Genomic DNA, 12,542 nt, shown 5'->3' with positions numbered 1-12,542 from the left:
CCGCGGCCGAGGCCGAGGCCGCGTGACGATCGCCACAGATCTTCGAATGACCGAATGTTGAACTTGCAAGTACTACTGAGGGGTGCCTAACCTGACGGCCTCATCGGTTCCGTCCCCCACGTTCCGTTTCCTTCGGAAGCGGAACCGACCGAAGGAGTCCCGTCCCCATGAACAACCTGCCGAACCGCCTCAATCAGGCCCAGCCGTACGCGTTCGGCCTGTTCCGGATCGTCATAGGCCTGCTCTTCGCCTGCCACGGCGCCGCCTCGCTCTTCGGCGTCCTCGGCGGCGCGATGGGCGGTGGCACCGTGCCCGCCGGCACCTGGCCCGGCTGGTACGCGGCCGTGATCCAGCTGGTCGCGGGCGGGCTGGTCCTCGTCGGCCTGGGCACCCGTACCGCCGCGTTCCTCGCCTCCGGCTCGATGGCGTACGCGTACTTCAAGGTCCACCAGCCCGAGGCGCTCTTCCCGCTCCAGAACAACGGCGAGTCCGCGGCGCTCTTCTGCTGGGCGTTCCTGCTGCTCGTCTTCACCGGCCCGGGCGCGCTGGCACTCGACCGGCTCTTCGGCGCCGCCCGCGGCGCCGGGGCGGAGCAGCGCGAGAAGCAGGCCGCTCCGGTCACGGCGTAACACCCCGGAGTGCAGGGGCCGGATTCCGCTTGTGCGGTTTCCGGCCCCTGCCCCGTTTTCGCACTCCGCGCCCGCGTAGGCTCTGGCGCTGTGAATGTGCTCGACAGCATCGGGTCACTGCGGTCACTGACCGCGGGCCCGTGGATCTACGCGGCGGTGGCCACGTCGGTGCTTCTCGACGTCTTCCTGCCGGTGCTGCCGAGCGGGGTCCTCGTGATCACGGCCGCGACGGCGGCGGCGACCGCCACGGCGGCCTCCCCCGACGTCCCCTCCGTGCTCCCCCTTCTCCTGTGCGCGGCCACGGCCTCCGTCCTCGGCGACTTCGTCGCGTACCGGCTGGCCTGGCGCGGCGGCGCAAGGCTCGATCGAGCCATCGCCCGCTCACGTCGGCTGACCGTCGCGCAGGAACGTCTCGGCGTGGCGCTGGCGCGTGGCGGAGGGCTGCTCGTGGTGATCGCGCGCTTCGCCCCCGCGGGGCGCTCGGTGGTCTCGCTGGGCGCGGGTGCGGCCAGGCGGCGGATCGCGGAGTTCCTGCCGTGGTCGGCGCTCGCCGGCGTGGCCTGGGCGGGCTACAGCGTGGCGCTCGGCTGGTTCGGCGGCCTGTGGCTGGGGGCGACCTGGATCGGCGCGGGGGTCTCGATCCTCGCGCTCTTCCTGGCGGGCGCACTGGCGGCCTATGTCATACGGCGTCCGGCTGCGGCTCCCGCACCGGCTTCCTGAGCCCGCGCACCTCCAGGCCGTCGAGGAGCCGCTCGGTCGCGGCGGCGATCTCGTCCACGGCCCGGTCGAACACCTCGCGGTTGTGCGCGGCGGGGTGATGGAAGCCGGAGACCTTGCGCACGTACTGCAAGGCGGCGGCGCGCATGTCCTCCTCGGTGGCCTCTTCGGGCAGGGCGGGCGGTCGGAGAGTCTTGATGCTGCGGCACATGCCTCCAGTGTGACGCGCCCTACTGACAACGTCAGGGCCCGCGACTCTGCCGGCGGGCGCGTACGGCGGGGGGCGGCCTGCCGGGAGGGGACGGCGCACACGGCGGTGGGCGCACACGGGGGCGGGCGCACTTGGCACGCTCGGCGGGGGTGAGCGCGCACGGGGGCGGGCCGCAGGCACGGAGGTGGTCGGCGCACACGGGGCGGTGGCCGCAGGCACGGAGGTGGCGCGCACAGCGGGGGTGGGCGCACACGAGGGACGAACGGCAGGCACGGAGGTAGTCGGCGCACACGGCGGCGATCGGCACCGGCGGGTCAGGTCCCGAGACCCCGTCTGCTCCGCGCGTTGATCTCCGCGGCGCGCGCCCGCAGCTCTCTCATGGGCGTGGCGAGATGCACGTCGCCGGGTTCGGCCTCCCACTCGCAGCCGCCGTGGACGGGCCGGATCAGAAGCCGGCCGGCGACGCTGTCCACATAGAAGCCGACCCGCCCGGTGGCGGCGTCACGGACCAGGTCACCGACCTCGGGCAGTGGTTGCACGATCCCCTCCGTCCCGGAGCTCCAGTTCTCTAGAGATACACCCAGAGAAACCCGATGACTCCTCCCTGTCAACGTATCTCTAGAGATGTCCCCCGTTGGATGGATCGACCGCACGGGTCGGCGCACACACGTGCATCCGCTCGTCCGAGCGCGCCGTAGGGTGTCCCGCAACGAAGGGAGTGGTCCACCCATGACTGACCAGGACAGCGGTCGTCGGCCCAAGTACCAGCGCATCGCCGACGAGTTGAGAACCGCCATCCAGTCAGGCGCCTTCGCCCCCGGCGACCGGCTCCCCGGCGAGAACGATCTGATGACCACGTACGACGTGGCGCGGATGACGGCCCGCCAGGCCCTGTCCGTACTCCGCAACGAGGGCCTGGCCGAGGCCCGCAAGGGCGCCGGGGTCTTCGTCCGCTCCTTCCGCCCGCTGCGCCGCCGGGGCATCCCCCGGCTCGCGCAGGACCACTGGGGCACGGGCCGCTCGGTCTGGTCGGCGGACATCGAGGACCGGGCGCTCGTGGTGGACCAGATCGAGGTCGGCGAGGCGGCGGCGGACGCGCGGGTGGCCGCAGCGCTGGGCCTGCCGCCGGACTCCCCGGTCTGCGTCCGCAGCCGCCGCTTCGTCCTGGACGACAAGCCGGTCCTGCTCTCCGTCTCCTACCTGCCGGCCACCCTCGCCCAGGGCACCCCGATCACGGCCCCGGACACGGGCCCCGGCGGCACCTACGCCCGGCTGACCGAACTCGGGCACCAGCCGGTCCACTTCCGCGAGGAGATCCGTTGCCGGATGCCCACGGCCGACGAATCCACGCGGCTCTCCCTGGAGTTCGGAACGCCGGTGATCCTGATCGGCCGTACGGCCTTCACGGACAAGGGGGTTGCGGTCGAGCTCAACGAGATGACGCTGGACTCCGCGTCGTACGTCCTGGAGTACGACTTCGACGCGTGACGGCGAATACGGTGCCGGGTGCGGCGTATTCGACCGCGCCAGCACCCGCACCCGCACCCGCACCCGCGAACACCCTGCCGGCGTCCGCGACGGCGTGCTCGGGCGCGATGCCGGGCCCCACGTGGGTCACGACCAGCCTGCCGACGCGGGCGTCGACGGCCGTCCTCCCCGCCTGCTCGGCGGAGTGATGCCCGGGCCCCTCACCGTCGGCCTCACAGACGAACAGTTCGCAGTCCCGGGCGAGTTCGGTGAGGGCGGGGCAGGGCTCGCAGTCACCGGAGTACGCGATCCGGCGCCCGTCCTGGTCTTCGACGCGCAGCGCGAAGGCGGGCATCCCACCATGCTCGACGGCGCGCGCACGCAGGCTCAGCCCACCCACGCGGACCTCATGTCCGTCGTACAACTCCTCGATGGCGAAGGCGTCTTCGACGGGACTGCGGTGGGGCCCGTTGGTCAGAAACGCGGCGAGCCGATCGGCGATGGCGGGCGGCCCGTAGAGAGGCACCGGCGCATCGAGCCGGATGTCCGCGTACAGGAGCGCGTAGTAGGCGGTGAGCAGGTCGGAGCAGTGATCGGCATGCAGATGGGAGATCCACACCGCGTCGATCTCGCCGAGCCCGGTGTACCGCTGCAGCTCCCCGAGCGACCCGCTGCCGGCGTCCACCCACACGCGGACGCCGCCGCCCTCGACGAGATACCCCGAGCAGGGGTTCCCGGGCCGGGGACAGGGGGTGGCGGATCCGAGCACGGTGATCCGCAGCGCGTCGTCGCCCATCAGCTTCCGCCCGCCACGGTCCCGGCCTCGGGGCGGGGCGTCGGCACACCGTTCTGCTGCACATCGGCGTTCACCTGCCCGCCGAGGGTCATGACGTTGAGGGTCGCGGAGTTCTCGTTGGCGATGGCCTTCTCCACGCGGGCGACCAGGGTGGTGAAGGAGTCCCGCTCGGAGAGGTTCCGGTAGGGCCCGACCTTGGCCTCGAAGTAGACCCGCTCGTGCCCCAGCAGCTGCTCGGTCGACCGGTAGTTCTTCCACTGCTCGCGATACCGGTACACGCTCTCCAGCGACACGGAAGCGACGACGATCAGGCTGAGCGCGGTGGCCGTCACCCTCGCGAACGACAGATCGAGATTGACCAACACGGGCACGAGCGCGGCGCCGACGACGGAGACGGTCCGCATCCGCAGATGCATGGCCTTCATCTTGGTGGCCTTGCGGTCGTACCACTCCTGGTACTGCACGAGCCGGCTGTCGATGTACCCCTGCGGAGTCGTGGCCCCACCCTCGACCCCGGCCTCCGGAGCGTCCCCCACCTCATCCATACCCGCGAGTACACCGCCCCTGGGCGCGCAGGGTCAACTCCCGATGCCCCACCCCACGTCGGCCGCGCACGCACTCCCCGAAGAACGGCACGACCGATCCGGAAAACTACGCACTTCCATCGGGCACCCGGGTCCGGCGAGGCGTGCGCCTTCGAAGACGCCACCGTCAGGAGCCGCTGAGATCCTCAAGGCTGCCCGCGTCGGCTGTCGTTGATGTCAGGCGGGGACGTCGCTGTCGAACAGCTCCGGATGCGGGCAGGGCTCCAGCGGGTCGCGCGGCCGGTCGGCCCACTTCCACCAAACGTGACGGTTCGAGCAACCCCAGACCATGCGGCAGGCGCGCCGGTCATCGTCCTCGCGTCGACACAGCACGAAGGTGCCGGCCTCCAACGGGCTGTCGCAGGCAGGACAGATCGGCATACACGCCCCGGGTTCGGGTGGACAGGAGCACCCCATCCTGACCGACCGCCACCCTCAGACGGAAACCCAGCACCAAGGGGGACCCCGTGACCTGCTGCCCCCTCGCACGGCCCAGCCACGGCACGGGTGGAGACGTTCATCGATCGCCTGCCTTGCTCTGGCAGCGGTGGCTCTGTACGCGAGTTGCGGCGCCGTCTGCCGACGGGCGAACTGTCGCTCTGCGAACTCGCCCGACTACTCAACGCTAGGATCGCGGCATCGCCGCGGCCTCGCGGCGGACCGAGATTAGGGGCACCTCAATGGCCATCATCGTCACCTTCGACCTTCCTGGCGCCGGACAGGACCTTTACGACGCAGTCATCGACCGCGTAACCGACGGGCAGGGCTTCACCCAGTTCGCAGACCTGCCGAATACGGGTCTCGTCTCTCACGCGGCGGGGCCGGTGGACGGAGGATTCCGCGTGACAGAGGTCTGGGAGAGCCTGGAGGCCCTCGAAACCCACGCGCAGACATTTGGTCCGATTCTGGCCGACCTCGGCCATGCCGACCTGCAGCCCACGATCATTCCGGCGCACAACGTCGTCGTCCGATAGGGACGGTTCAGGCTCTGCCTGAACTTCGCCGATTGCCACGGGCCCACCAAGTCCGGGCAGCTCCTGCCCCAGCTTCACCACAACCCCGGGTGCTGTCACCCGTCGTCGCCGACCTCTGCAGGGAGCCGGGCGCGCCGGATGCCCTCTTGCGGTGCTCACCGCTCCACAGCACGGTTCCGTCGAACGCCGCGCGGGCCGCAGGAGTCCCGGATCAGGCACGCGGGAGACGTAACCCCACTGTCAGCGCCCCGAGCTAGCCTTCCCGAGGTTGGGCCGGCCTGGTACCGCACGACGGTACGACGCGGCCATGGGGGGTGGCTCAGAAGAGTGCGCCGAGCCCCAGGGCTCCGCGACCTCGTGCAGCTCCGACCCCACCCCCCCTTCCAGCCGTCAGCCTTCTGATCCGTAGCCCTGGCCGGATCGGTCAGCGACGGCGTTACCGGTCGCCAAGGGGTCCACAGGGACGGTTGCTGTGGATGTGGCACTTCGCTGCTGTACAGCGCCGGCGGCTCGGGACTGTCGGCCGTCCCGCCTAGGCTGCGCCCATGTGGAAGGAAGCTGCTGCTGGAACCTTGCCCGACGTCGAGTTCCAGGCACCCATTGACACGATGGCGCTGGCCGAGGCAGAGCGACGTCTCGGCCGGAGCCTGCCATCACAGCTGACTGCACTGCTGATGGAGACCGACGGGATGGTCGACGCGTACGGGACTGACGTTGTTTGGACCCTCGATCGGATCGTGGAGCAGAACCTGCTGTTCTGGTCACCCGATGCGTTCCCGGGCCTGTACATGCCCTTTGATCCGCTGCTGTTCTTCGGCGACAACGGCGGGGGCGACCAATTCGCCTTCGTCATCAATCCGGAGCGTCCGGACATCTTCGTCTGGGACCACGAGACTGACGCTCGGATGTGGGCCGCGCGCGAGTTGAAGGACTACGTGCACCGTTCACTCGCGGGCGATGGAGACTGGTGGCGGTAGCCTCTCGAAAGTTGCGCCGGCCTCCATGTCGCTGCGGATGCGCTGACCTGCGGGCGGATCGGCGTGGTGACTCAAGCGCCCCGTGCGGGCCCCTCGCCCTCCGCCCAATCGGGCGGGCAAGGGGCACGCAACTCAGTGCGGCCGGGTACCCGCCGTTCCCTCCTCCGCTCCGGCCCGCGCGGCCGCGCGGGCCGGAGTTCTGGAGGCTGGGAGGGTCACGCGTCGGGGTTCATGCCCTCGGCGGTCTTCTTCAGCCGGTCGATCTGGAGCTTCGCGAAGTCGTTGTAGTTCGGCTTCTCCACGAAGGTGCCGTCGCCGTTCACCACGGCGACGACGCTGCCGATCCGCATCATGACCATGGTCTCGCCGTCGGCGTCCTCGAAGGCATCGGTCTCCTCGGCGCCCGCGTCGATCTCCACCGGCTTCGCCTTCTTTCCGTCCTTCTCGGCCTTGCTGCGCTCCTCGGTGACCAGGGCCTTGTACGTGGCGCTGGCGTCGTCCGGGCTCTGGAAGGCCAGGATGCCGAAGACGACCTCACCGTTGTATTCGGAGCTGTCGCTCCGGCCGCTGTCATCCGTGTCGAAGTCGGTACCGCCCATACTGAGCAGCCCGCCGCAGTTGGACTCGGTCGATCCGGTGCACGCCTCGACGGCCTCGTCGCCGACCTCGACCTCGATGTCGTCGCCCTCGAAGCCCTTCGGGGCGCTGGCCTTGCTGGGGAGAGCGGTGCGGACCATGTCCGGCGTCAGCGTGACCGGGGGCTTGTCGCCGTCCCCGCGGAAGGCATCCAGGCCGTCGTCCGAACCACCACACGCCGTCAGTACGGCCATCAGCACCGCTCCGGCCACGATCCCCCGTGCTGCCTTACTCAACGTCAACCCCTCGCACTCATTACCGATTTGACGTGGACACTCAAGCGCATGAGGGCTGAGCACACCAAATGCGTCTCGCCGTCACCTGCCGCAGTCCCCGGTTCATCTGCAGCGGCGGCTTGTCGCCGGCCCGGTGATACGGGTCGCTCATGGAGAGCGTGGGACAGCGGATCGCAGCACTGCCAAATGGCGATCAGTCGCGTTGTCGCCCGGCACCATGAGTTGCGGCATGAGGCCGGAGCGGCTTTGGCCGGTGCCGCCGTCCCAGCTCAGACCAGCCCGCGTGCTGCGACGGCTGTCGAGGGGCGCTACCACCGCGGTGGCCCGTCAGTGACGGTGGCCGACCGCTCGATCCGGCACGCATCCGGCACACACGGTCGGAGCTCGGTGCTCTGCCTCATGACGTCGTCGGCAAGGTCTCCGTACCGCGGAACGACGGCCGCCGGCGGCCGGTGCATGGCGGACGTGCCCGGTGTCCAGGTGTCCCACGGGTGCTCACCAGGGGTGGTCTGGGCCGCCCTCGGACTCCGGGTGGTAGCGCACGGTCGGGCCGGGCCGGTAGCGCCCCAGGAAGGGCGGGCGCTGTGGGCCTTCGACGCAGCTCAGGAGGAACTCGGTGAAGGGGCCGGGGGCCTCGTGCCACTCCCCTTCCTCCGTCTCGACCACCACGCGCCAGTGGTCGGGGTCCTCCTCCTCGGGAAGGAAGTAGTACATGGTGCCGTCCCCGGCCCCACCCCACGGGATCAGACCGCCGGGGTGGGGATGGAACGGGAACGGGGTGCGCTCGGGGTCGTCGAGGTGCGGCCGACCTGACATCGACCAGAGCTGCTCCAGTTCGACCTGCGTCCCTTCGACCGGGCGGACGAGCCAGAAGATGTGGTCGAAGGAGCCAGGCCCGTACAGGTCAAGGAAGGCCTTGTAGTCCGTCGGCAGAGCCACCCCGAGGTGCTTCTCGGCCGCCTCCCACAGCTGCGGCCGCGCCCAGCCCCAGCACGGCGGCTCGCCCAGCAGCTCCCTCAGTCGCGCCGCCGCGGGCGTTGGTTGGTCGTTCATGAGGGGCACCCTGTCAGACCCCACTGACAGGCTCTCGCCAGCACCCCTCAGAGGCCGAACACGAGCAGCATCACGATCTCACGGGCGGGACGAGCGCGGTCCACGCGCGGTCCCACGGCGCCGACGGCGGTGCCGGAGAAGAGCCAGGAGCCAGGACGAGCAGCGGGGTGAGGGGTCCAGGTTGCGAACCAGCGAACGGCAACGCCCGGCAGAGACGCTTCGAGCCCCGACGCGCGGTAGGCGCGAGCGCGGCCCGTCACCTCGCGGGCCTGTCCCGGCCATCCAGGCACGCCAGTTGTCAGGGGTCTGTTCGCCATGGGCCAGACGGCATGCCCGCACACTCACGGCCCGCTGTCCCGCACACTTTCCAAGTCTGTCGGTGGGGGTTGCGCCGGGTGCGGGGCCGTTCACCTGCGTTCACGGGTGGTTGCCTGTGTGGAGTGGGTCGGCATCCGGTCTCATCTGAACCTGCGCGAACGGCCCTGAAGGAGACGGGAACGGAGTCGACACCTGCCGGGAGTCTTCAGCCCTCGTAGCGGTTTCTCAGGTCAGTCGTGACCCGCGACATGATGTCCATGGCGTGCTGCGGCGACGCATCCACCAACGGCATCTCCACTTGTGGGTCGTAGGCAGTGAGGCCAGTCTCCTTCTCCACGATCGCGCAGAGAGCAACGAGCGTGCCGAGCACCACGTGAGCGTCATCGCCGGCGTGCCAGTAGGGCACAGTGATGCTGACCTCGTCACCGAACACCGACAGGTCGATACCGGTGTCGGAATGGCTCAGGTCTCGCGACTCCTGCTCATACTCCGTGATGTCCACGTCGCCGAGCAGCGTCCGCGCCTGTGGCACTATTCGCTGCCACGCTTCAAGGAGCTTTACGGGGATCGGCCCGATGTCTTCGGCCGCGCCCTCCATAGCCTCCAGGACCTCATCCCAGGACTGCCCATCGCGTCGACTCAGAAAGTAGATGTCGTAGCTCACCGCGAGATCGTAGAGCCACTGGTCCGCGTTGTCGGCAGCGGTGGCGAAATCCGTCGTGGCGCGAGTGACCGTGCATTCACATCCCCACCCACCCCAGGTGAAACCCCAGACCAGGCAACTCTGTCGGGGCGGTTCTCATGCGCGCTGTTCCGCCAACCACCGTGGTACCCCGTCAGTTGCGGGGCGATCGGGCGCAGCAGCGGCACGGCCCTGCGGCTACTCGTATACGACGGCCGCGCTGAGGGCCCGCGCAAAGAACGTCCAGTCGCCGTCCGGCGGCATCACTTCGCCGAGGTACCGATACGAACCGGGCGAGTCCGTGATCCACGCGGCGAGCGCATCGAGGTAGTCCTCCACGGTGCGGTTCTCCCACTCATCGCCCCGTTGTTTGAAGTCGTCGCGAAGGCCCTGGATCATGGCCGCAAGAGACTCTCGCGTCATGACTGACTTGATGGGATCGGGCACACCGTTTGCCATGACTGGACCCTGGCGTGGTCGGGCTTGGTGCGGGCAGGACCCACCAAGCGCCCGCACTGGAGCCGACCCACCGCTGCCGGCCGCCTGACACCGTCCATGTCCGGCGCCGTTGATGTCACGTATGGATGTCAGGACTCTCCTCGATCGGAGACCTGCTGCCGCTGGGAGTATCGGCTCGATTCGCGCCCACTGCGCGTCAGTCAACGGCACCTACGAACAAGACCGGCGGTGTGGTTGGAACGATGCCGCTGTCAGGTGGTCGGCCCGGTGCGCGGGGTGGCCCGAGGCTCACCCGTGACCTGCGGAAAGATCCACGACGGGGGTTACCGCGGGTTCCGTCGCCGCGCACACAGGATCGTCACCGAACCGACATACCGAGCGGTCGGAAACCCTCTTACGCGGAGGCTATACCCATGAGTAACGTACGCGGACCACCGGCGCCACCCGCCCGTCCCCCGGGGCGGCAAGGAGCAAGATCGATGTCGTACCACCAGCCTTTCCCCGGCCCACCGCCCGTACCGCAGCACCGGAATGCCGGGCGGCACCGCCAAGAGGCGGCGTCGCAGTCCTGGGAGGGTGGATCGCCGTCCTGGGACACCGATCCACAGGCAGCCTGGGACTCGTCCCCGCGAGCGTGGGACTCCTCGCCGCAGGGCTGGGACTCCGCGCAGCAGCCCTGGGACGCGTCCCCGCAGCCGCAACCGCCCGCCGCCACCGACGATCGTGATGATCTGCACCGGCTCGGATCGGCCTACCGCAGGCTCCGCCGCGTCGCCACCTTCACCGCGCTCGGCTACTTCGTCATCTTCCTTTTCCTGTCCGGCTACGCCCCCTCGATGATGACCAGCAACATCACCGGTGGTCTCACCACCGGTCTGGTCCTGGGGCTCCTCCAGCTGCCCGTGGCGCTGGCTGCGATCGCGCTGTACGAGCGGATCGCACGCAAGCGCGTCGACCCGCTCGCCGCAGCGATCCGCGAACGTGCCGAGCAGGCGGCTGCGGCAGCCGCGCCCCGGCCAGAACGCCAGAGCCGCTCCGGACGTCCCGTGTGGCAGCAGCCCACCGGAGGTGCCCGCGCATGACCAGCTTCAGCTCCGGGGCCCAGACCATGTCGCTGATGGCGTTCATCGCGGTCATCACTGTCACGCTGCTGCTGTGCGTGATGACCGGCCCCGATCGTGACGACCTGGGCGAGTTCTACACCGGCTACCGCTCCCTCTCCCCCGTGCAGAGCGGCCTCGCGATCGCCGGCGACTACATCTCCGCCGGCACCGTGCTCGGCACCATCGGCATCATCGCGCTCGTCGGCTACGACGGCGTCACGCTCGCCCTGAGCACCGTGCTCTCGCTGGTCCTGATGATGTTCCTGCTCGCCGAACCGCTGCGTAACGCCGGCCGGTTCACGATCGGCGACGTCTTCACCCGGCGTCTCCCCGGCCCCGCCGTGCGGATCACCACGGCCGCGGTCACCCTGACCGCACTGCTGCCGCTGGTGATCTTCCAGCTCGCGGGCGCCGGCGATCTCCTCTCCGTCGTCCTCGGCTTCGACTCCGACGGCTTCAAGACCGGCGCGATCGTGTTCCTGGGCCTGCTGATGATCGTGTACGCGGCGATCGGCGGCATGAAGGGCACCGCCTTCATCCAGATCGTCAAGACCGTCGTCCTGCTCGGCGCGTCCCTCGCGATCGCCGCGCTCATCCTCAACCGCTTCGACTTCAGCCTGCCCTCCCTGCTGGACGCCGCCAAGCGCGGCAGCGGGGCGGGAGACGCCTATCTCGCCTCCGGTCTGCAGTTCGGCGGCAACGAACTCGACATGATCAGCACTCAGTTGACAGTCGTGCTCGGCGCCGCGGTGCTGCCGCAGATCACCATGCGCATGTTCACCGCGCGCAGCGCGGCAGCCGTGCGGCGCTCGATGTCCTGGGCCGTGTCGACCGTCGTCGTGACCTGTCTGCTGATCGCCGTCATCGGCTTCGGCGCGGCGGCGATCGTCGGCCACCAGGGGATCGTCGCCGGCGACCCGCAGGGCAAGACAGCGTTCCTCATGGTCAGCCAGGCCGTCATGGGCACGGACCAGACGACCGTCGAGACACTGCTGTTCACAGCCGTGGCGACAGCCATCTTCCTCACCCTGCTGGCCTCGGTCGCCGGGATCACCCTCGCCTGCGCCAACACCCTGGCGCACGACCTCATCACGCACGGGCTGCGCCGCAAGGCACAACTGAAGGACTCCGCAGAGATGGCCATCGCCCGGACCGCCGCGGCGGGCGTCGGGCTCGCGGCGATCGCGATCGCCGCCGGGGCACGGCATCTGAACCTTCAGGCACTGCTCACCCTGTCGTTCTGCATCGGCGCGTCCGCGGTCGCACCGGCCCTCATCTACAGCCTCTTCTGGCGCCGCTACTCCCGTACGGGACTGCTCTGCACCCTCATCGTGGGCAGCGCCTCCGCGTTCATCCTCATGACCGGCAGCAACCTGGTGTCCGGATCGCCCCAGGCGATCTTCCCGGACCAGGACTTCAACTGGTTCCCGTTCACCACGTCGGGCATCCTCTCGGCCCCGCTGGGCTTCCTCGCGGGCTGGCTCGGCACGGTGCTCCATGAACGCGACCCGGCCGACCAGCGCATGCGGTACGAAGCGGTGGAGGAGACGATCCTGGCCGGCACACCCGCGGCGAACAGCGCCTCCGCGTCCTGACGCCCACGCCCCGACGAAGGGGCGCCCGGCCTGATGTTCCAGGCCGGGCGCCCTTTCGGCTGTCCCGAGGTGCCCAGCTAGTTCTAGGGCCTCTCGTTTGGATCT

The 12,542-nt window shown here is 69.6% G+C and carries 15 protein-coding genes; 7 read left to right on the top strand and 8 right to left on the bottom strand.

The window, feature by feature from the left end:
• Positions 1-167: 167 nt before the first annotated feature.
• Together ACZ561_RS08905 and ACZ561_RS08900 are read left to right on the top strand one after the other, a co-directional pair.
• Positions 168-629 carry a DoxX family protein gene (locus ACZ561_RS08905; protein ID WP_470991190.1) on the top strand — a complete coding sequence of 154 codons (462 nt, stop codon included), beginning with the start codon at positions 168-170 and terminating at the stop codon, positions 627-629.
• A 96-nt stretch (positions 630-725) separates the two neighbouring features.
• Positions 726-1,349, top strand: coding sequence for a DedA family protein (locus ACZ561_RS08900; RefSeq protein WP_470991352.1), 624 nt, complete (start codon positions 726-728; stop codon positions 1,347-1,349).
• Here the strand turns inward: ACZ561_RS08900 and ACZ561_RS08895 are convergent.
• Together ACZ561_RS08895 and ACZ561_RS08890 are read right to left on the bottom strand one after the other, a co-directional pair.
• A complete protein-coding gene (locus ACZ561_RS08895) occupies positions 1,309-1,557 on the bottom strand; it encodes a DUF2277 domain-containing protein (protein WP_329121055.1) in 249 nt (82 codons plus the stop codon). The genes ACZ561_RS08900 and ACZ561_RS08895 overlap by 41 nt on opposite strands.
• Before the next feature lie 314 nt (positions 1,558-1,871).
• Positions 1,872-2,096 (bottom strand): hypothetical protein, encoded by a 225-nt coding sequence (locus ACZ561_RS08890; protein ID WP_470991189.1) that lies wholly within the window; start codon positions 2,094-2,096, stop codon positions 1,872-1,874.
• A 190-nt stretch (positions 2,097-2,286) separates the two neighbouring features.
• On the opposite strand from ACZ561_RS08890, the gene ACZ561_RS08885 reads away from it, so the two are divergent.
• Positions 2,287-3,045, top strand: coding sequence for a GntR family transcriptional regulator (locus ACZ561_RS08885; protein ID WP_470991187.1), 759 nt, complete (start codon positions 2,287-2,289; stop codon positions 3,043-3,045).
• On the opposite strand, the gene ACZ561_RS08880 is transcribed toward ACZ561_RS08885, so the two are convergent.
• Both ACZ561_RS08880 and ACZ561_RS08875 read right to left on the bottom strand, forming a co-directional pair.
• Positions 2,987-3,820 (bottom strand): MBL fold metallo-hydrolase, encoded by an 834-nt coding sequence (locus ACZ561_RS08880; RefSeq protein ID WP_470991185.1) that lies wholly within the window; start codon positions 3,818-3,820, stop codon positions 2,987-2,989. The two genes, ACZ561_RS08885 and ACZ561_RS08880, sit on opposite strands and share 59 nt — an antisense overlap.
• On the bottom strand, positions 3,820-4,365 hold the full coding sequence (locus ACZ561_RS08875) for a DUF4231 domain-containing protein (protein WP_470991183.1): 546 nt from the start codon (positions 4,363-4,365) through the stop codon (positions 3,820-3,822). Before ACZ561_RS08875 ends, ACZ561_RS08880 begins: the two co-directional genes overlap by 1 nt.
• A 719-nt stretch (positions 4,366-5,084) precedes the next feature.
• On the opposite strand from ACZ561_RS08875, the gene ACZ561_RS08870 reads away from it, so the two are divergent.
• On the top strand, positions 5,085-5,378 hold the full coding sequence (locus tag ACZ561_RS08870; protein ID WP_470991181.1) for a hypothetical protein: 294 nt from the start codon (positions 5,085-5,087) through the stop codon (positions 5,376-5,378).
• A gap of 545 nt (positions 5,379-5,923) precedes the next feature.
• Positions 5,924-6,355 (top strand): SMI1/KNR4 family protein, encoded by a 432-nt coding sequence (locus ACZ561_RS08865; protein ID WP_470991179.1) that lies wholly within the window; start codon positions 5,924-5,926, stop codon positions 6,353-6,355.
• Between the two features lie 215 nt (positions 6,356-6,570).
• On the opposite strand, the gene ACZ561_RS08860 is transcribed toward ACZ561_RS08865, so the two are convergent.
• The 4 genes from ACZ561_RS08860 to ACZ561_RS08845 all read right to left on the bottom strand — a co-directional run bounded on the left by ACZ561_RS08860 (position 6,571) and on the right by ACZ561_RS08845 (position 9,739).
• Positions 6,571-7,227, bottom strand: coding sequence for a hypothetical protein (locus ACZ561_RS08860; protein ID WP_470991177.1), 657 nt, complete (start codon positions 7,225-7,227; stop codon positions 6,571-6,573).
• Positions 7,228-7,722: 495 nt separating this feature from the next.
• The gene (locus ACZ561_RS08855) at positions 7,723-8,280 is read right to left on the bottom strand and encodes an SMI1/KNR4 family protein (RefSeq protein WP_470991175.1); all 558 of its coding nucleotides are present in this window, start codon (positions 8,278-8,280) and stop codon (positions 7,723-7,725) included.
• Between the two features lie 523 nt (positions 8,281-8,803).
• Positions 8,804-9,262: a hypothetical protein gene (locus ACZ561_RS08850; RefSeq protein ID WP_470991173.1), complete on the bottom strand. Its 459-nt coding sequence runs from the start codon at positions 9,260-9,262 to the stop codon at positions 8,804-8,806.
• Positions 9,263-9,478: 216 nt separating this feature from the next.
• Positions 9,479-9,739: a DUF7660 family protein gene (locus ACZ561_RS08845; RefSeq protein WP_470991171.1), complete on the bottom strand. Its 261-nt coding sequence runs from the start codon at positions 9,737-9,739 to the stop codon at positions 9,479-9,481.
• Positions 9,740-10,218: 479 nt separating this feature from the next.
• Here ACZ561_RS08845 and ACZ561_RS08840 point away from each other — a divergent pair, with 479 nt between their 5' ends.
• Positions 10,219-10,821 carry a DUF485 domain-containing protein gene (locus tag ACZ561_RS08840; protein WP_470991169.1) on the top strand — a complete coding sequence of 201 codons (603 nt, stop codon included), beginning with the start codon at positions 10,219-10,221 and terminating at the stop codon, positions 10,819-10,821.
• Positions 10,818-12,437 (top strand): sodium/solute symporter, encoded by a 1,620-nt coding sequence (locus ACZ561_RS08835; RefSeq protein WP_470991167.1) that lies wholly within the window; start codon positions 10,818-10,820, stop codon positions 12,435-12,437. Before ACZ561_RS08840 ends, ACZ561_RS08835 begins: the two co-directional genes overlap by 4 nt.
• The last annotated feature ends 105 nt before the right edge of the window (positions 12,438-12,542 follow it).

This window comes from Streptomyces sp. NPDC039609 (genome assembly GCF_055596705.1).
The sequence above is the reverse complement of the archived record's forward strand: the minus strand, read 5'-3'. Positions and strand labels throughout refer to the sequence as shown.